We start from the raw sequence: 18,853 nt of genomic DNA, 5'->3' as shown, positions 1-18,853 counted from the left end.
CATGACCTCATTTCTGTTGCGCGCCGGGCTGACCGGGCTCGCACTGTGGATCGTGACGCTGATCGTGCCGGGAATGAGTTTCGTCGGCGGCGACACCACGCTGCAACGCGTCGGCATCATCTTCGTCGTCGCGGTGATCTTCGGCGTCGTCAACGCCATCATCAAACCGATCGTTCAGATCCTCTCGATACCGCTCTACATCCTGACGCTCGGGCTCATCCACATCGTGATCAACGCACTCATGCTGTGGATCACGTCGAGGATCACCGAGAGCACCACCCACTGGGGTCTGCAGATCAACGAGTTCTGGTGGACCGCGATCTGGGCGGCGATCGTGCTGTCGATCGTCAGCTGGCTACTGTCACTGGTCTGGCAACCCGAGCGCTGAGAGCTGCTCGGCCAGATCGGCAGCCGTATCGGCGGCTGCCTCGGTGTTCCCGTCGTGTTCCAGCGCCCAGCACGCCGCCAGCGTGCGATAGGCGAGTTGCTCGGCGACCACCACCGTGGGCCATAAACGTTCGGCGGCAGCGCGTTGCGCGGCCGATCCACCGACCCCGATGTCGTACGCGGGCAGCATCGCCATCGCCTGCAGCTGCAGATCGCGGCGATCCGTGCGGGCGATCGGTGAGGTGACGTCGCCGGCCGCAAGATGCCTGACTGTCGTGTCGACCGCGGCCAGGGTGGCCGAGATGGCAGCGGTGAGTCCGGCAGGCGGACGGCTGCGCTCGGTCACCCAATACACCAAAAGGGCCACCGCACAACCGATTAGCGTGTCACCGCCGCGGGCGAGCAACAGGCTCCCGACGTCGGCGACCGGGGCGCCGCCCGACGCGATGGTCAGCGCTGCGGGCGTGATGAAGATGACGGCCAGCGTGTAGTTGCGCACCACGAACATCTCGATGGTGAACTGCAAGGCACCCAGCACCACGGCCAACCACACTCCCTGCGGGTGCAGGGCCAGGATCGCCCCCGCGACGCCGAGGCCCAGCCAGGTACCCAGCGTCCGTTCGATGCCGCGCTGTATGGTCCGCGTCCAGTCGAATCCCTGATGCAGCATCAGCACCGCAGTCGCCATCGCCCAATACGCGTGGCTGATACCCAGCGCGCCGGCGATGGCGCCGGCGATCAAGACGGCGATTCCGACGCGGCCGGCCAGTCGCAGCGAGTTCGAACCCGGGGTCGCGGCCCGGCGCAACAATGTGGCCGCGCTGGGCCTGCCGAGCGGAACCCCTTCTGCGCCATGGTCGTCGACGAAGGCGTCGGCGGGCACGGTGGCCAGATGCCTGGCCAGCTCGGCCCCGTCGAACGGCAGCGGCCGACCCGTGTCGGCACTGCGCATGGCCTCGGCGAACAGCGCGTGCAGCCGACGGTTGATCACCCTCAGGCGGTAGAGGGTGTCGTCCGGTTTGGGCTGCACCGGCTGGTAGGTGACCAGAGTGATCCACGCCGTGTGCAACAGCGTGGCGGCCCGGTGCCGGGCTGATGCTTCGGCGGCCCCGTCACCGATCGTGTCGATGTACCCGGCAATCGCCGTCGCGGCGGCCGCCACCGCGGCGCGCTCCGGGCCGCGCGGACGCGCGAGCGCGCCCGCCATGTGAACCACCCACGCGAAGGCGCCCCCGGCCAGCACGAGCGCCGCGAGGTGCAGCGGCGACAGATGCGTGGTGGCCACGCCCGTGCCGGCCGCGCACGCCAGCACGAACAGGTAAGCGCCGGGTGGTCCGATGGCCAGCGCATTGCACACCAGTGCGGCGACCATCGCGATCACCGTCACCGTTCCCACCGCCAGCCACGGCGTCGCGGCGGCCCAATCCCCGAGTGCCACCGCGGCCGCGAAGCACAGCACCACCGTGCCCAGATACATGCCCCGGTTGAGATAGGGTCTGCCGCTGCCGTACACGGACGTGAACCCGCCGATGGTGGCGATCAACCCGGCAGCGGTGTGCCCTGCGGCCCAGCCGACCAGGACCGGGACCGCCATGCACAGCCCGGCGCGCAGGGCGAACAGAAAGCGCTGCGGCCCTGGGTTGAGCACGAAGACGTTGCGCAGCGGGTGGGAAACCGGTTTTGGCGGCGGCCGCTCTGGCATGGATACCAGCATGCTCGGTGTCGGCCTGACACACTGGAAGGCGTGCCCGAGTTGCCTGAGGTAGAGGCCCTCGCCGACCACCTGCGTCGACATGCCACCGGACGGCCGGTGACGCGCGTCGACGTCGCCGCGCTGTCAGTGCTCAAGACCTTCGACCCGCCGGTGTCGGCGCTGCACGGGCAGACTGTCACCGGGGCGGCCCGGTGGGGCAAGTACCTGGGGCTGCAGGCCGGTGAGCTCTACCTGATCACCCACCTGTCGCGCGCCGGCTGGCTGCGCTGGTCGGACAAGCTCGCACCCACCCCGCTCAAACCGTCGGGGAAGGGACCCATCGCGCTGCGGGTCCATCTCGACGGGCAGGGCTTCGACCTCACCGAGGCAGGCACGCAGAAGCGGCTCGCGGTGTGGGTGGTGCGTGATCCGTCCGACGTGCCCCAGATCGCGGCGCTCGGGCCGGACGCGCTGGCACTCGATCAGGCCGCGCTGGGTGCCGCGCTCGCCGGCGAGAGTGGCCGGATCAAGAACGTGATCACCGACCAGAAAGTGATCGCCGGGATCGGCAACGCCTACAGTGACGAGATCCTGCACGTGGCCAAGCTGTCGCCCTTCGCGACGGCAAACAAGCTCACCGAGGCCCAGCTGGCCGATCTGCACGATGCGATGATCTCGGTGCTGACCGATGCGGTGACCCGCTCGGTCGGGCAGCAGGCCGCCACGCTGAAGGGCGAGAAGCGGTCCGGGCTGCGTGTGCATGCCCGCACCGGGCTGCCCTGTCCCGTATGTGGTGATACCGTGCGGGAAGTGTCCTTCGCGGACAAGTCTTTTCAGTACTGCCCGACGTGCCAGACCGGCGGCAAGGTGCTGGCCGACCGCCGGATGTCGCGGCTGCTGAAGTAGCGACACTTGACAGTCACCGCAGACCAGCCCACCTGGGTGTCGGGCACCGCCGCGACCATGACCATCCTCGCGACAGGGCTGGGCGCCAGTATCACGGCGGCAGACCCGGTCATCCTCGCGGCCAACATCTCATCGGTACGGGCCGGCTTGCATCTGACCGCCGGAACCGCCAGCTTCGTCGCGAGCGTTGCCACGCTCACGTTGGCCGCGACCGTCCTGGGAGCCGGGGCGCTCGGCGACAAGTACGGCATGAAGCGGATGTACACCCTCGGTCTGCTGGGCACCGTGGTGTTCGGTGTCCTCGCCGCCGCGGCGCCCAACGCCGCCGTGCTGATATTCGCCCGTGGCGCAATCGGTGTGGCGTTCGCCCTGCAACTGGGGCTGTCGCTGGCCATCATCAACGTCGTCTTCGCGCCACCACGCCGGGCGGCCGCGATCTCACTGCATCTGGGCGCGAGCTTCGCCGTCGCGGTTCCGATGCCGGCCGTCGGCACCCTGCTGGTTCAGCACATCGGTTGGCGCACCGGCTTTCTCGTCGCACCTGTGGTGGCGCTCATCGCTTTGGTCCTACTCCTGCGGTACGTGCCCGAAACGCCGCGCGGTGCCCGGCGACTCGACGTACCCGGCCTGCTTCTGGTGGCGGCGGCCTTGCTGGCCACGGTCTACGGTCTGGCACATCTGCAGGGTGGGCTGAACACCACGGCCATCGTCTGCATAGTGTTCGGGTTGGTCGCGGGCGCCGGATTCGTCGTCTACGAACTGCGTACGCCCAGCCCCGCCCTCGACATGCGGATCTTCCGGTCCGGGGCGTTCGATGCCGCGGTCTTCGCCGGCGCCAGTTTCAATTTCCTGGGCGGTGGCATGACCATCCTGCTCGCCTTCTATCTCGTCTCCGTTCGTGACGAATCCTCCACGCTGCTGGGGTTTCTCATGGCACCGGCGGCGCTGCTGTCCGCACTCGGCGCGGCGGCAGCGGGCCGTGCGGCCGCACGAGTGGGTGGGCGAGCGGTGTTCGTCGCCGGACTGCTCCTGCTGCTGGCCGGGTTGCTGGTCCTGACCAGGCTCGGAGAACACAGCCCCCTGTGGGTGCTGTTCGCGGCCGTCGCCCTCAATGCCGTCGGCGCCGCCGTCGCGGAGACAATCGAAGCGACCATCATGCTCGAAACCGCTCCCGTCGAGTTGAGCGGCGCCGTCTCTGCGGTGAAAAGCGGTGTGGGCCAAGCTGCCTACTCCTTGGGGCCCGCGGTGTTCGCGCTGATTGGCACCACGGTGTTTCTGCACTCCGGCCGGGACAAGCTCGCGGGCGCCGGGATCACCGACGATCAAGCGCGTGAGGCGTTGAGGGCGGCCCATGGCGGCCCCGGTGCGGTCGGCGGCGCCAACGTTTTGGATCCGCAGCGGGCGCGGGAGGTTGTGGCAGGGGCTCAGGCGAGCATGGTCGACGCGATCCATACGCTGGGCTGGATACTGACCGCGGTGCCCGTGGTGGCGATTGTCGTCGTGCTCGTCCTGGTGCGACCACGCCGAAAGAGCGCCCGCACCGGAAGCGTTTCTTGACAGCTGTCTAACTCGGTTATCCTGCTGCCATGACCCGCCAGAAGATCCTCATCACCGGTGCCAGCTCAGGCCTTGGCGCAGGCATGGCCCGACAGTTCGCGGCCAAGGGCCGTGATCTGGCTTTGTGTGCGCGCCGCACCGACCGGCTCGACGAACTCAAAGCCGAGCTGGCAGATCGTCACCCGTACATCAAGGTGGCGGTCGCGGCACTCGACGTCAACGACCACGAGGCTGTGCCCCGGGTGTTCGGCGAATTATCCGAGGAACTCGGCGGGATCGACCGCGTCATCGTCAACGCCGGCATCGGAAAGGGCTGGCCCCTGGGCGAGGGCAAGCCCTGGGCCAACAAGGCCACGCTGGAAACCAATCTCGTTGCCGGACTGGTGCAGATCGAGTCCGCGCTGGAGATGTTCAAGAAGTCCGGGTCCGGGCACCTCGTGCTGATCTCGTCGGTGCTGGGCAACAGCGGCGTGCCGGGCGGCAAAGCGGCCTACTGTGCGAGCAAGGCCGGTATGTCGTCGCTGGGGGAGTCGCTGCGTGCCGAGTACGACAAGGGCCCGATCCGGGTGACCGTCATCGAGCCGGGCTACATCGAGTCGGAGATGACGGCCCGGTCGAACACGACCATGCTCATGGTCGACAACGAGACCGGCGTGCGCGCGATGGTCGAAGCCATCGAGAAAGAGAAAGGCCGCGCCGTCGTGCCGCGGTGGCCCTGGGCTCCGCTGACCCAGGTGCTGCGGCTGTTACCGCCCAAGTACACCAAGCGTTTTGCGTAGTGGGTTAGGCGGTGCGGCCTCGCTCGACGCGGTAGCGGCGCACGAGGGCGTCGGTGGATGAGTCGGTTTGTTTGGCGGGGGAGGTGTCGGCGGTGATGACGGGCAGGAGTGCCTTGGCTTGGGTTTTGCCGAGCTCGACGCCCCATTGGTCGAAGGAGTCGATGCCCCAGATGGTGCCTTCGGTGAAGACTTGGTGTTCGTAGAGGGCGATGAGTTGGCCGACGACCGACGGGGTCAGCTTGGTTGCCAGGATCGAGGTCGACGGCCGGTTGCCCGGCATCACTTTGTGCGGCACCACTGAAGCCGGGGTGCCTTCGGCGGAGATCTCGGCCGCGGTCTTGCCGAACGCCAAAACCTGTGTCTGCGCGAAGAAGTTGCTCATCAGCAGGTCGTGCATGCTGCCGGTGCCGTCGGCGGTCGCCAGGTCGTCGGTGGGCTGGGAGAACCCGATGAAGTCGGCGGGGATCAACCGCGTGCCCTGATGCAGCAGCTGGTAGAAGGCGTGCTGACCGTTGGTTCCGGGTTCGCCCCAATAGATTTCACCGGTGTCGGTGCTCACCGGCGTCCCGTCGGCACGCACCGACTTGCCGTTGGACTCCATGGTCAGCTGCTGCAGATACGCCGCGAACCGGGACAGGTCGTTGGAGTAGGGCAGCACCGCACGTGACTGTGCGCCAAAGAAATTCGAGTACCACAGGCCGATCAGGCCGAGCAGCGCCGGGGCGTTGGCCTCCAGCGGGGCGGTGCGGAAATGCTCGTCGACAAGGTGGAACCCGGCCAGGAACTCCGCGAAGCGCTCCTTGCCGATCGCCGCCATCACCGACAGGCCGATCGCCGAGTCCACCGAGTAGCGGCCGCCGACCCAGTCCCAGAAGCCGAACATGTTGTCGGTGTTGATGCCGAACGCGTCGACCAGTTTCTTGTTGGTCGAGACCGCCACGAAGTGCTTGGACACCGCGGCGTCGCCCAGCGATTCCACCAGCCAGCGCCGCGCGGCGGTCGCGTTGGTCAGGGTCTCCAGCGTCGAGAAGGTCTTGGATGCGACGATGAAAAGCGTTGTGGCGGGGTCGAGTCCGTCGAGTTTCGCAACCAGGTCGGCCGGGTCGACGTTGGACACGAAGCGCGCCGAGATGCCGACGTCGGCGTAATGGCGCAGCGCGTCGTACACCATCACGGGACCCAGGTCCGAGCCGCCGATGCCGATGTTGACCACAGTGGTGATGCGCTTGCCGGTGGCTCCCGTCCACTCACCCGAGCGCAGCTTGTCGGTGAACGCGCCCATCCGGTCGAGCACCTCGTGCACGTCGGTCACCACGTTTTGGCCGTCCACGGTGAGCTCGGCGCCGACCGGCAACCGCAGCGCGGTGTGCAGCACCGCGCGGTCCTCGGAGGTGTTGATGTGCTCGCCGGCGAACATGGCGTCGCGCCGCTGCTCCAGTCCCGCGGCGCGGGCCAGGTCGACCAGAAGCTTCAACGTCTCACGGGTGACGCGGTGCTTGCTGTAGTCGATGTAGAGATCGCCGACGGTCAACACCAGCTCGGTGCCGCGGGAAGGATCCTCGGCGAAGAACTCGCGCAGATGAGTCTCACCGATTTTGTCGTGGTTACGAACCAGTGCTTGCCAGGCGGGCGTGGCCGAAATGTCAGCGCTCATATGGAGAACCCTAGTGCGGCCCGATGGGCAATGGAGTAAATGATGGAGGTATGGATACCGCCGCCTTGTTGAAGTCAGTTCCAACCGGCCTGTGGATCGGTGGTGAGGAACGTGAGGGCTCGTCAAGCTTTAATGTGCTGGACCCCAGTGACGACCAGGTTCTGACGTCCGTCTCCAATGCCACGCCCCAGGATGCGATCGCGGCGCTCGACGCCGCCTGCGCGGTCCAGGCCGACTGGGCGGCCACCGCTCCGCGGGAACGCGGCGAGATTCTGCGGGCGGTCTTCGAGAAGATCACCGAACGCGCCGACGACATCGCCGCGCTGATGACCCTTGAGATGGGCAAGGTGCTCGCGGAGAGCAAGGGCGAGGTGAAGTACGGCGCCGAGTTTTTCCGCTGGTTCGCCGAGGAGGCCGTCCGCATCGACGGGCGCTACACCGCAAGCCCCGCGGGGAACGGTCGCATCATCGTCACCAAGCAGGCCGTCGGCCCTTGCTACGCGATCACGCCGTGGAACTTCCCTCTGGCCATGGGCACTCGCAAGATGGGTCCGGCGTTCGCCGCGGGCTGCACCATGATCGTCAAGCCCGCGCAGGAGACCCCGCTGACCATGCTGCTGCTCGCCCAGCTGATGGACGAGGCCGGTTTGCCCAAGGGTGTTTTGTCGGTGCTGCCGACCAATGATGCGCGTGGAGTCACCACGGCGCTCATCGACGACGGCCGCCTGCGCAAGCTCACCTTCACGGGTTCGACGGGCGTCGGCAAGGCGCTGGTGAAGCAGTCGGCCGACGCGTTGTTGCGCACATCGATGGAGTTGGGCGGCAACGCGCCGTTCGTCGTATTCGACGACGCTGACGTCGATGCCGCCGTCGACGGCGCGATCCTGGCCAAGATGCGCAACGGCGGTGAGGCCTGTACGGCCGCCAACCGGTTCCACGTCGCCAACGCCGTGCGCGAAGAATTCACCGACAAGTTGGTCAAGCGGATGAGCGAGTTCACCCTCGGCAAGGGGCTCGACCCGTCCTCCACGTTGGGTCCGCTGATCAATTCCAGCCAGGTCGCCACGGTCACCGAATTGGTCTCCGACGCTGTGTCGCGTGGCGCGACGGTCGCCGTCGGTGGCGTCGCTCCCGGCGGCCCCGGCAATTTCTACCCGGCCACTGTGCTCACCGATGTGCCTGCCGACGCCCGCATCCTCAAGGAGGAGGTGTTCGGTCCGGTCGCGCCGATCATCGGATTCGACACCGAAGACGAGGGCATCAAGGCAGCCAACGACACCGAGTACGGACTGGCTGCCTACGTCTATACGCAGTCGCTCGACCGTGCGCTGCGGGTCGCCGAGGGCATCGACTCCGGCATGGTCGGCGTGAACCGGGGCGTCATCTCCGACCCGGCCGCACCGTTCGGCGGCGTCAAAGAGTCCGGCTTCGGTCGCGAGGGTGGCTCCGAGGGTATCGAGGAGTACCTCGATACCAAGTACATTGCGCTGACGCGTTAGCGCGCGGACATTGCGCCCATCCAAGTAGGGATTTCCCCAGCGCGCCTTCCCGATTCGGCGCCGCAGGCCACTTAGACTCTCATGCTCGAACCCTAGACGGGAGGGCATGGACGTGACTGCGGCGCCGGTCCGGGTTCCCGTTCGCCGGGCTACCACCGCCCGCCGCGACATCCCGGCACTGGACGGCATCCGTGCTGTTGCGGTGCTGCTGGTCGTGGCCGCCCATGGCGGCGTCCCGGGACTCGGCGGCGGCTTCATCGGCGTGGATGTGTTCTTCGTGCTCAGCGGATTCCTGATCACCTCGCTGCTGCTCGACGAGTACCGCAACACCTACCGCATCGATCTCAAGGCGTTCTGGGTTCGCCGGGCGCGCAGGCTGCTGCCTGCGATGCTCGTGATGACGCTGGCCGTGGTCGCTGCGCGGGATCTGTTCCCGCCGGACGCGGTCGCCGGGGTGCGCAACGACGCCGTCGCCGCGTTGTTCTGGATTGCCAACTGGGGCTTCGTGTTCCAGAAGGTGGACTACTTCACCCAGGGCGGCACCCCGTCCCCGTTGCAGCACACCTGGTCGCTGGGCGTGGAGGAGCAGTACTACCTCATCTGGCCGCTGTTGTTGGTGGGCGTGGCGTTGTTGCTGCGTCGACGCTCGGCGGGCACCGTGCGATGGGCGGTGGTCGGCATCGCCGCGGCGGGTGTCGTGGCGTCGGCCGCCGAAGCCATCCTGCTGGTCGGTGACAGCACGCAGGACGTCAACCGGGTCTATTTCGGCACCGACACGCGTGTGCAGGCGCTGCTGGTCGGGGCGGCCGCGGCGGCCCTGCTGGTACGGGATTGGTCGGCGCTGACCATGTCCGGCACGCTGATACGCACTCGCCGTCTGCGCTGGGTCGCCTGGCTGCTGCCAGTGGTGGGGCTCGCGCTGCTCGCGGCGGCGGCACACGTGGCCTCGGGTAGCGCCGACGACTTCCGCCGCGGCCTGCTGATCGTCGTCGCGGTCGGCGCGGTCCTTGTGGTCGCGCCGGTCGCACTGGATCAGGACGGCTACGTCGCGAAGGCACTGGCCTGGCGTCCGCTCGTCGCACTCGGTGCCGTCTCCTACGGCGTATACCTGTGGCACTGGCCGATCTTCTTGATCCTCAACGGCGAACGCACCGGGTGGACGGGCTGGTCGTTGCTGGCGCTGCGGTGCGCGGTCACGCTCTCGGTGGCCATCGCGTCGTGGTGGCTGATCGAGCAACCCGTGCGGCGCTGGCGTCCCGCGCACGTGCCGATGCTGCGGCTGGCCGCGGCGACGGTCGCGACGGCGGCCGTGGTGACGATGGGCGTCCTGCCCGTCCCGCAGCCCACCGAACGCACCGGCCCGGACGTGATGTCGGCCGCCCTCAAGGAGGACGTCGGCGCCGAGGTGCCCGTGGCGGTGGGCAATACGCAGGTGCGCGACCCCAACACCAAGGTGGTCGGGGTGTTCGGCGACTCGGTGGCGTGGACGCTGATGCGCTATCTGCCGTCCACCCCGGGACTGCGCTTCAACGACTACACCACCATCGGTTGCGGCATCGCCCGTGGCGGCCCATACCGGTCCAGCGGGGAGACCCTCAACCAGAAGCCCGAGTGCGACACCTGGCCGGAGCGCTGGACGCAGCGCGTGACCCACGACCGGCCCGACGTCGTGTTGCTGATGATCGGCCGCTGGGAGACCGTCGACCGGATGTGGCAGGGCCACTGGACGCACATCGGCGACCCGGACTTCACCAAGTACCTGCAGGGTGAGTTGCAGCGCGCGCTGGACATCCTGGGTTCGACAGGCGCGCGGGTGGTGGTGACGACGGCTCCGTACAACCGTCGCGGTGAACGGTCCGACGGCAGTCTCTACCCCGAGGACCAGCCCGCGCGAGTAGAGGAATGGAACAAGATTCTGCGCACGGCCGTCGGTAACCGGCCGAATTTCGAGGTCCTCGACTTCAATGCGAAGCTCGATCCCGGTGGGGTGTACACCGCCCGTATCGACGGGATCAGGATGCGCAGCGACGGCGTGCACCCCACGGCCGAGGCCGTCAAATGGCTCGCGCCGTGGTTGGCCGACGCGTTGCGCACCCCGCCGCCGCCCAGCGCGGCCCCGCCACCTCCACCTTCACCTTCACCGCGGAACGGCATTCCGGGTCGTAAAACCAGCGGCTAAGCAGCCCTGACTGCCGTCTGGGTCGCATGTCGGAGCAGCTGAGCAAGATCGCCGCCATGGGCACCATCTTCTTGGGCAGTGAGGCGCTGGCACGCGGTGAACTCACCCGCGGTCGCTTACGGTCTGCGTACCGCCCGATATTTCCCGACGTGTATCAACCCCGCATCGCCGAACCGACGCTGTACGGCAACACGATGGCCGCCTGGCTGTGGTCCAAGCGGCGGGCGGTGATCACGGGGCGGGCTGCATCGGCTTTGCACGGGGCGCAATGGGTCGACGACGATGCTCCGATCGAATTGATCTGGCAGAACCACCGACCGCCGCCGGGCATCATCACCCACAACGACCGCTTCACCTGTGACGATGTCGTCGAGATCAACGGTATGGCGGTCGCGACCATTCAGCGGACCGCGTTGGACCTCGGCCGGTTCCTGCCTCGGGGCGCGGCCGTTGAGCACCTCGACGCACTTGCCCGAGCGACCGGTCTGGCGGCCGACCATGTCCTGCCACTGGTCGAGGACTTCCGGGGCGCCCATGGAGTACGGCGGTGTCGGGAAGCGCTGAGCCTGATGGATGCCGGTGCACAGTCGCCGAAAGAAACACGGGTTCGGTTGCTTTTGGTGGATGCCGGCTATCCCCGACCACAGACGCAGATTCCCGTGTTGGACGAATACGGCAACGAGTTCGCATATCTGGACATGGGTTGGGAGGACGCCATGATCGCGGTCGAGTACGACGGCGATCAACACCGCACCGACCGGGTCAGGTATGCGTGGGACGTGATCAGGCTCAGGAAAGTCCAACGCCGAGGCTGGCTGCACATCCGCGTCATCAAGGAGGATCGACCACGCGACATTCTCGAGCGCGTGCGCGCGGCGTGGGCCCGCCGCCAGACGGAAGGGAGGGTTGCTTAGTGGCGCGTTTAACGACCGGGAATGCAGTTCCGCGGGGATTTAGTGGCCGAGCCGGCCCCGGCCGAGGCGCAGCAGAAGCATCGCCAGGTCTTTGCCCTCGGGCCCGAGCACGCTGAAGCGCTCGATGACCTTCATCTCCCGGCTGTGCACCAGACGCGTGCCGCCCGACGCCATGCGGGCCTGGCCGATCATCTTGGAAACCTCGGTGCGCCGCTGGACGGCGGCCAGGATGGTGGCGTCGAGTTCGTCGATCTCGCGACGCAGTTCATCGATGTCAGGCACGGCTCGATGGTCTCAGTCAAGCCCGTGCCAGCGCAAAACTGTCGTGGTGCGGCGGTAAGTTTGATGACGATATGACCACCTCGCCCGTCGCTTCCCCGACTGCTTCCGAAACCGATCAGCTCCTGGAAGGGCTCAACCCCCAGCAGCGCCAGGCCGTGCTGCACGAGGGTTCTCCGCTGCTCATCGTGGCGGGTGCCGGATCGGGCAAGACCGCGGTGCTGACGCGGCGCATCGCGTATCTGCTCGCCGCGCGCGACGTCGGGGTGGGACAGATCCTGGCCATCACGTTCACCAACAAGGCCGCTGCGGAGATGCGGGAGCGGGTCGTCGGCTTGGTGGGGCCGCGGGCGAGGAACATGTGGGTTTCCACCTTCCACTCCTCGTGTGTGCGCATTCTGCGCAACCAGGCCTCGCTGCTGCCGGGGCTGAACTCCAACTTCTCGATCTACGACTCCGACGACTCACGCCGCCTGCTGATGATGATCGGCAAGGACATGGGTCTGGACACCAAGCGCTATTCGCCGCGGCTGCTGGCCAACAGCATCTCCAACCTGAAGAACGAGTTGATCGGCCCCGAACAGGCCGCGGCCGAGGCATCGGAGGCCGCCGAGGAGATGGCCGGCGTCGTCGCCCAGGTCTATGCCGAGTACCAGCGCCGCCTGCGCGCGGCCAACGCGCTGGACTTCGACGACCTGATCGGTGAGACGGTCGCCGTCCTGCAGGCCTTCCCGCAGATCGCGCAGTACTACCGGCGGCGGTTCCGGCACATCCTGGTCGACGAGTACCAGGACACCAACCACGCCCAGTACGTCCTGGTCCGCGAATTGGTCGGACACGACATCGAGGGCACCGACAACACGGTGCCGCCCGCCGAGCTCTGCGTGGTGGGTGACGCCGACCAGTCGATCTACGCCTTCCGCGGCGCCACCATCCGCAACATCGAGGATTTCGAACGGGACTATCCCGACGCGACCACGATTCTGCTGGAACAGAATTACCGCTCCACCCAGACCATCCTGAACGCCGCCAACTCGGTGATCGCCCGCAACACCGGCCGCCGCGAGAAGCGGCTGTGGACCGACGCCGGCGAGGGTGAGCTGATCGTCGGCTATGTGGCCGACAATGAGCACGACGAGGCCCGGTTCGTCGCCGAGGAGATCGACGCCCTGGCCGACCGGGAGGGGCTGAAGTACGGCGACGTGGCGGTGTTCTACCGCACCAACAACTCGTCGCGTGCCCTCGAAGAGGTGTTCATCCGCGCCGGCATTCCCTACAAAGTGGTTGGGGGAGTGCGCTTCTACGAGCGCCGGGAGATCCGCGACATCGTCGCTTACCTGCGCGTCCTGGACAATCCGGGTGATTCGGTGAGCATGCGCCGCATCCTCAACACCCCGCGGCGTGGCATCGGGGACCGGGCCGAGGCGTGCGTCGCGGTGTACGCCGAGAACACCGGGGGCAGCTTCAACGATGCGCTGCAGGCCGCCGCGGAGGGCCGGGTGCCGATGCTCAACACCCGCTCGGAGAAGGCGATCGCGAGTTTCGTCGCACTGCTCGACGATCTGCGCGGCAAGCTCGACAGCGAGCTGGGCGATCTGGTCGAGGCCGTGCTGGAACGCACCGGATACCGTCGCGAACTGGAGGCCTCCAGCGATCCACAGGATTTGGCGCGGCTCGACAACCTCAACGAATTGGTCAGCGTCGCGCACGAGTTCAGCATCGACCTGGCCAACGCCAAGGCCTTGGCCGAAGACGAACCGGTCGACGAGGACATTCCCGAAACCGGTGTGCTGGCTCAATTTCTGGAGCGGGTCTCACTGGTCGCCGACGCCGACGAGATCCCTGAGGATGGCGCCGGTGTGGTGACGATGATGACGCTGCACACCGCCAAGGGGCTGGAGTTCCCCGCGGTGTTCGTCACCGGCTGGGAGGACGGCATGTTCCCGCACATGCGGGCGCTGGGTGATCCGACCGAGCTGTCCGAGGAACGGCGGCTGGCCTACGTGGGCATCACCCGCGCGCGGCAGCGCCTCTACCTCAGCCGGGCCAAGGTCCGCTCGTCGTGGGGCCAGCCGATGCTCAACCCGGAATCCCGCTTCCTGCGGGAGATCCCGGAGGAACTCATCAATTGGCGCCGTGTCGAGCAGCCGGCGTCGGCGTACAGCGCTTCCGGGGCGAGCGGTGCGACGGGTTGGGCGGGAGCCGGTAACGCCGGCCGCTACGGCACCCCGCGTCCGGCCCCGGCACGCCCTGCCGCGGCCCGTAACCGCCCCCTGATCGTGCTGGAGCCCGGCGATCGGGTCACCCACGACAAGTACGGCCTGGGACGGGTCGAGGAGGTCTCAGGGATGGGCGAGACCGCCATGTCGTTGATCGACTTCGGCAGCGCGGGCAGGGTCAAGCTGATGCACAACCACGCACCGGTGCAGAAGCTCTAGCCGAGTCCTCTACACCAGTGCCTGATGCCGGGGAGCAACGCCAAGCCGGCGGTGATCAGCGGAGCGATGCTCAAGGTCATCGCGGTGGCCCAGGCCAGCGGGGTGGCGATCAGCGCGACCGCGGAGATCACCGCGCTCACCACCACGGCGATCTGCCCTGACGTCTTGCGCAGCATCAGCTGAACCGCGCCCACGATCAACCCGACCGCGGCGATGATCAGCACGGCCGCTGCCGCGACGAACAACACCGACGACTGCTCCCGGCCGGACTCGGGTTTCAGACTGTCCCAGTTCTGCACCGCGTCGAGCAGCTCGAAGAACAGATGCACCAACACCGCGCTCGCGGCGGCCAGCAGGTTGACTCCGGCGCAGAGCACGGCCAGCACCGTCGTCGTGACCGCGATGCCATGGCCTCGCGATGTCGAAACGGGTTGGTAGGTCATCGGATTCACGGTCGCGGCCCCGCTCCCCAGCGCCGGGTGGACGGCAGCAGCGTGAGCGCGATGGCCGCCACCGGCAGCGCCGGCATCGCATACACCACCGGGTGCAGCCGGGCGCCTGCGATGAACAGGCTGCCGAAGATCAAGAGCCCGATGATCGAGCCCACCACGATCAGCAGCCGGCCCATGCGCTTGCGCAGCAGCAGGGCGATGAGCCCGCCGATGGTGGCGGCGGCCGATATCGCGGTGAGAAAGCCGATCGCGACGCAGAACAGCCGGTCGCTGTGCCACCACCCGGCGATCAGGTCGGTGGCGATCATGGCGGTGGCCCAGCCGCTGAGGATGCCGGCCGTCGCGGCGGCGACCGACGTGCGCGGGTTGGCGCCGGCCGGGGTGCGGGGAATCGCCAGCGGCCGGGCGCGGGGGATGTAGCGGGTCTGGCTCTGGTCGTCGGCGTCGCGCGAGATCAGTCCGGTCGCGGGTTCGGCGTCGGCTGCCGTGGGGATGGCGCCCGTCGGATGGCGCCGGATGATGCTGGTCTTGGGTTCGTGCTGCACCGACATCGGGGCGGACGCCGGGTCGACGGGCTGTCGCCGGATGATGCGAGTCTGATCGTCGGACGGGCCGGTTGAGGCTCTGTTGTCGGCGGAGTCGCTCACTCAGCCAACATAGTTGCCCGGGCTGAGCCCGCGCTGCGCCAGCCACGGCACCGGATCGATGCGCTGCGTGCCGTTGAGCAGAACCTCGAAGTGCAGGTGCGGGCCGGTCGAGTTACCCCGGTTGCCGACGGTGGCGATCTGGTCGCCTGCCATGACGCGCTGACCGACGCTGACGTTCCAGCTGTTGATGTGGCCGTACAGCGTGACAGTGCCGTCCGCGTGGCGCAGCTTGACCCAGGCGCCGTAACCGGCCGTCGGGCCGACGTCGATGACCACGCCGTCGGAGACCGCGGCGATGGGCGTGCCGATCGGGCTCGCCAGGTCGATGCCGGCGTGCAGGACACCCCAGCGGTACCCGAAGGTCGAGGTCCAGACAAAGCCCTTGGTGGGCATCACGAACAGCGGGCGGGACAGCCGGGCCTCACGCTCGGCGCGCTCCTGTGCGAACGCGGCGGCCTTGGTGATCTCTTCGGCGTGCACTGCGGAGGTGTTGTCGGCGGCGACGGTCACGATCTGCATGCCGTCCACCGAGCCCGTCGCCCCGGCGGTGCGTGCGGTGTTGGCGCCGGAGGCGACGATGGTGTCGTCGGCACTGGCCTGTGTGCCGGTGGTCAGCGAGTAGGCCCCTGCGGCGGTGGCGCCCGCCGCCATGGCGGCGATCAGCAGGCGGCTCTTGACCGGGCCGGGGGTTTCCTTGCGGTGAGCGCCGCGGCGGCTGCTCATGTCGATCACGTCGGTGGCGGCATTGCCGTCGCTCACGTCGGTGTGGCTGTCACGGTAGGCGTGGCTCGGGCCGCGGGTGCCGCGGTCACCGCCGGATTCGGCGCGGAATTCCGACGGCACGGCCAGGCGGATCGGGATCAGGTCATCGGTGTCGTGCAGGTCGTCGAGTTCGGGGGCGTGGATCACGCGAGATTCCCGATCGAACGCGGCGGAGGTGTGAAACTCCAGGTCAGACAGTTCGCCGAACTCGTTGAACGGGATGATGTCGGTGATCTCGGCGGCGTCCAGCGCAGCGGGCGAGACGTTTTTTCGGTCCCGAGCGTTCATCGATACCCCTTTGGGAGATACGGACGAACGATGCTGCGACAACCCAGGAAATCCTTCTCGTCGTGACCTCAACGTTATCTGGACCAGAGGCACGTTAACCAAACCCCAATGATGGTGGCAACTCATCCGGCTATTCCGCTGCAGAATGTGATCTGTATCACCGCCAAGGGCCGGTGAGATATACCACATCGTCGTAGGCGGTGGTTACGGCCGATGAGGCGATCGATAAAGTGCCCACGGGCCCGTCAGAAGGTATGCGGACCGGGCAGCTTCAAAAGCGTTAGAAGCCAAGCAGACAGATACCGCCTCATAGAGGAAACACATGGATCTTTTCGAGTACCAGGCGAAAGAGCTGTTCGCCAAGCACAACGTCCCCACTTCGGCAGGCCGGGTCACCGACACCGCTGAAGGCGCCAAGGCCATCGCCGAGGAGATCGGCAAGCCCGTCATGGTCAAGGCGCAGGTCAAGGTGGGCGGCCGTGGCAAGGCTGGTGGCGTCAAGTACGCCGCCACCGCCGACGACGCGTTCACCCACGCGCAGAACATCCTCGGCCTGGACATCAAGGGCCACATCGTCAAGAAGCTGCTGGTCGCCGAGGCGAGCGACATCGCCGAGGAGTACTACATCTCCTTCCTGCTCGACCGCGCCAACCGCACCTACCTCGCCATGTGCTCGGTCGAGGGCGGCATGGAGATCGAAGAGGTCGCCGCCACCAAGCCCGAGCGGTTGGCCAAGGTCCCCGTCGACGCCGTCAAGGGTGTCGACCTGGCCTTCGCGCGGTCCATCGCCGAGCAGGGCCACTTGCCCGCCGAGGTGCTCGACGCCGCCGCGGTGACCATCCAGAAGCTGTGGGAGGTGTTCGTCAAGGAGGACGCCACCCTGGTCGAGGTCAACCCGCTGGTGCGCACGCCCGACGACCAGATCCTGGCCCTCGACGGCAAGGTCACCCTGGACGCCAACGCCGACTTCCGGCAGCCGGGTCACGCCGAGTTCGAGGACAAGGACGCGACCGATCCGCTCGAGCTCAAGGCCAAGGAGAACGACCTCAACTACGTCAAGCTCGACGGCGCGGTCGGCATCATCGGCAACGGCGCGGGCCTGGTCATGTCGACCCTCGACGTCGTCGCCTACGCCGGTGAGAAGCACGGCGGCGTCAAGCCCGCCAACTTCCTCGACATCGGTGGTGGCGCCTCGGCCGAGGTGATGGCCAACGGTCTGGATGTCATCCTCAACGACAGCCAGGTCAAGAGCGTGTTCGTCAACGTGTTCGGCGGCATCACCGCGTGCGACGCGGTGGCCAACGGCATCGTCAAGGCGCTGCAGATCCTGGGTGACGAGGCCAACAAGCCGCTCGTCGTCCGCCTGGACGGCAACAACGTCGAAGAGGGCCGCCGCATCCTCGCCGAGGCCAACCACCCCCTGGTCATCCAGGCCGAGACCATGGACGCCGGTGCCGACAAGGCCGCCGAGCTGGCGAATAAGTAAGGGACTGCTGCTATGTCGATCTTTTTGAACAAGGACTCCAAGGTCATCGTCCAGGGCATCACCGGCGGTGAGGGCACCAAGCACACCGCCCTGATGCTCAAGGCCGGCACCCAGGTGGTCGGTGGCGTCAATGCGCGCAAGGCCGGCACCAAGGTCAGCCATAAGGACAAAGACGGCAACGACGTCGAGCTGCCGGTGTTCGCATCGGTCGCCGAGGCCATGAAGGAGACCGGCGCCGACGTGTCGATCGCCTTCGTGCCGCCGGCCTTCTCGAAGGACGCCATCATCGAGGCCATCGACGCCGAGATCCCGCTGCTGGTGGTCATCACCGAAGGAATCCCGGTGCAGGACAGCGCCTATGCGTGGGCCTACAACGTCGACAAGGGGCAGAAGACCCGCATCATCGGCCCCAACTGCCCGGGCATCATCACCCCCGGCGAGTCGCTGGTCGGCATCACGCCCAACAACATCACCGGCAAGGGCCCGATCGGCCTGGTGTCGAAGTCCGGCACGCTGACCTACCAGATGATGTACGAGCTGCGCGATTTCGGCTTCTCGACCGCCATCGGCATCGGCGGAGACCCGGTCATCGGCACCACCCACATCGACGCCATCGAGGCGTTCGAGAAGGACCCGGAGACCAAGGTCATCGTGATGATCGGCGAGATCGGTGGTGACGCCGAAGAGCGTGCGGCCGACTACATCAAGGCCAACGTCACCAAGCCGGTCGTCGGCTATGTCGCGGGCTTCACCGCTCCGGAGGGCAAGACCATGGGCCACGCCGGCGCCATCGTGTCGGGCTCGTCGGGCACCGCCGCCGCCAAGAAGGAGGCCCTTGAGGCCGCCGGTGTGAAGGTCGGCAAGACCCCCTCGGAGACCGCCGCACTGGCCCGCGCCATCCTCGAGAGCCTGTAGCTTTTCGCCCGCGGGTAC

16 protein-coding genes are annotated in these 18,853 nt (G+C 67.3%); 10 read left to right on the top strand and 6 right to left on the bottom strand.

Annotation, left to right across the window (positions count from 1 at the left end; genetic code table 11):
• The first annotated feature begins 1 nt into the window (after nucleotide 1).
• Nucleotides 2-388 (top strand): phage holin family protein, encoded by a 387-nt coding sequence (locus RMCB_RS02625; protein ID WP_029372550.1) that lies wholly within the window; start codon nucleotides 2-4, stop codon nucleotides 386-388.
• Here RMCB_RS02625 and RMCB_RS02620 read toward each other — a convergent pair.
• Nucleotides 362-2,089 (bottom strand): FUSC family protein, encoded by a 1,728-nt coding sequence (locus RMCB_RS02620; protein WP_201028219.1) that lies wholly within the window; start codon nucleotides 2,087-2,089, stop codon nucleotides 362-364. The two genes, RMCB_RS02625 and RMCB_RS02620, sit on opposite strands and share 27 nt — an antisense overlap.
• Nucleotides 2,090-2,131: 42 nt before the next feature.
• Here RMCB_RS02620 and RMCB_RS02615 point away from each other — a divergent pair, with 42 nt between their 5' ends.
• The 3 genes from RMCB_RS02615 to RMCB_RS02605 are packed head-to-tail and all read left to right on the top strand — an operon-like array spanning nucleotide 2,132 to nucleotide 5,322.
• Nucleotides 2,132-2,986 (top strand): DNA-formamidopyrimidine glycosylase family protein, encoded by an 855-nt coding sequence (locus RMCB_RS02615; protein WP_062827508.1) that lies wholly within the window; start codon nucleotides 2,132-2,134, stop codon nucleotides 2,984-2,986.
• A 6-nt stretch (nucleotides 2,987-2,992) separates the two neighbouring features.
• Nucleotides 2,993-4,543: an MFS transporter gene (locus RMCB_RS02610; protein ID WP_234791970.1), complete on the top strand. Its 1,551-nt coding sequence runs from the start codon at nucleotides 2,993-2,995 to the stop codon at nucleotides 4,541-4,543.
• 29 nt (nucleotides 4,544-4,572) lie between these two features.
• Nucleotides 4,573-5,322, top strand: a complete 750-nt coding sequence (locus RMCB_RS02605) for an SDR family oxidoreductase (protein ID WP_029372554.1) — start codon at nucleotides 4,573-4,575, stop codon at nucleotides 5,320-5,322.
• 4 nt (nucleotides 5,323-5,326) lie between these two features.
• Here the strand turns inward: RMCB_RS02605 and pgi are convergent, their stop codons facing one another.
• A complete protein-coding gene (pgi, locus tag RMCB_RS02600) occupies nucleotides 5,327-6,976 on the bottom strand; it encodes a glucose-6-phosphate isomerase (protein WP_062827507.1) in 1,650 nt (549 codons plus the stop codon).
• Between the two features lie 50 nt (nucleotides 6,977-7,026).
• On the opposite strand from pgi, the gene RMCB_RS02595 reads away from it, so the two are divergent.
• The 3 genes from RMCB_RS02595 (at nucleotide 7,027) to RMCB_RS02585 (ending at nucleotide 11,568) form a co-directional block, all read left to right on the top strand.
• Entirely contained in the window at nucleotides 7,027-8,475 is a 1,449-nt protein-coding gene (locus RMCB_RS02595) for an NAD-dependent succinate-semialdehyde dehydrogenase (RefSeq protein WP_029372556.1), read from the top strand.
• A 106-nt stretch (nucleotides 8,476-8,581) separates the two neighbouring features.
• On the top strand, nucleotides 8,582-10,654 hold the full coding sequence (locus RMCB_RS02590; protein ID WP_062827506.1) for an SGNH/GDSL hydrolase family protein: 2,073 nt from the start codon (nucleotides 8,582-8,584) through the stop codon (nucleotides 10,652-10,654).
• A gap of 56 nt (nucleotides 10,655-10,710) precedes the next feature.
• A complete protein-coding gene (locus tag RMCB_RS02585; RefSeq protein WP_062827721.1) occupies nucleotides 10,711-11,568 on the top strand; it encodes a putative endonuclease domain-containing protein in 858 nt (285 codons plus the stop codon).
• 39 nt (nucleotides 11,569-11,607) lie between these two features.
• Here RMCB_RS02585 and RMCB_RS02580 read toward each other — a convergent pair whose 3' ends face one another.
• Nucleotides 11,608-11,850 carry a chorismate mutase gene (locus RMCB_RS02580; RefSeq protein ID WP_029372559.1) on the bottom strand — a complete coding sequence of 81 codons (243 nt, stop codon included), beginning with the start codon at nucleotides 11,848-11,850 and terminating at the stop codon, nucleotides 11,608-11,610.
• A 71-nt stretch (nucleotides 11,851-11,921) separates the two neighbouring features.
• Here RMCB_RS02580 and pcrA point away from each other — a divergent pair, with 71 nt between their 5' ends.
• Nucleotides 11,922-14,285, top strand: coding sequence for a DNA helicase PcrA (pcrA, locus tag RMCB_RS02575; protein WP_062827505.1), 2,364 nt, complete (start codon nucleotides 11,922-11,924; stop codon nucleotides 14,283-14,285).
• On the opposite strand, the gene RMCB_RS36245 is transcribed toward pcrA, so the two are convergent.
• From RMCB_RS36245 to RMCB_RS02555, 3 genes are read right to left on the bottom strand one after another with little or no spacing between them, the layout of a single operon-like run.
• Nucleotides 14,282-14,728, bottom strand: coding sequence for a hypothetical protein (locus tag RMCB_RS36245; RefSeq protein ID WP_201028218.1), 447 nt, complete (start codon nucleotides 14,726-14,728; stop codon nucleotides 14,282-14,284). The genes pcrA and RMCB_RS36245 overlap by 4 nt on opposite strands.
• A 5-nt stretch (nucleotides 14,729-14,733) precedes the next feature.
• Nucleotides 14,734-15,384 (bottom strand): hypothetical protein, encoded by a 651-nt coding sequence (locus RMCB_RS02560; RefSeq protein WP_062827503.1) that lies wholly within the window; start codon nucleotides 15,382-15,384, stop codon nucleotides 14,734-14,736.
• On the bottom strand, nucleotides 15,385-16,434 hold the full coding sequence (locus RMCB_RS02555; RefSeq protein WP_234791968.1) for a M23 family metallopeptidase: 1,050 nt from the start codon (nucleotides 16,432-16,434) through the stop codon (nucleotides 15,385-15,387).
• Nucleotides 16,435-16,756: 322 nt separating this feature from the next.
• On the opposite strand from RMCB_RS02555, the gene sucC reads away from it, so the two are divergent.
• Together sucC and sucD are read left to right on the top strand one after the other, a co-directional pair.
• Nucleotides 16,757-17,920, top strand: a complete 1,164-nt coding sequence (gene sucC, locus RMCB_RS02550; RefSeq protein ID WP_029372565.1) for an ADP-forming succinate--CoA ligase subunit beta — start codon at nucleotides 16,757-16,759, stop codon at nucleotides 17,918-17,920.
• Nucleotides 17,921-17,932: 12 nt separating this feature from the next.
• The gene (gene sucD / locus RMCB_RS02545) at nucleotides 17,933-18,835 is read left to right on the top strand and encodes a succinate--CoA ligase subunit alpha (RefSeq protein WP_062827501.1); all 903 of its coding nucleotides are present in this window, start codon (nucleotides 17,933-17,935) and stop codon (nucleotides 18,833-18,835) included.
• Nucleotides 18,836-18,853: the final 18 nt, after the last annotated feature.

This window comes from Mycolicibacterium brisbanense, from assembly GCF_001570425.1.
Lineage (GTDB): Bacteria > Actinomycetota > Actinomycetes > Mycobacteriales > Mycobacteriaceae > Mycobacterium > Mycobacterium brisbanense.
This window is presented reverse-complemented; position numbering and strand designations above follow the sequence as displayed.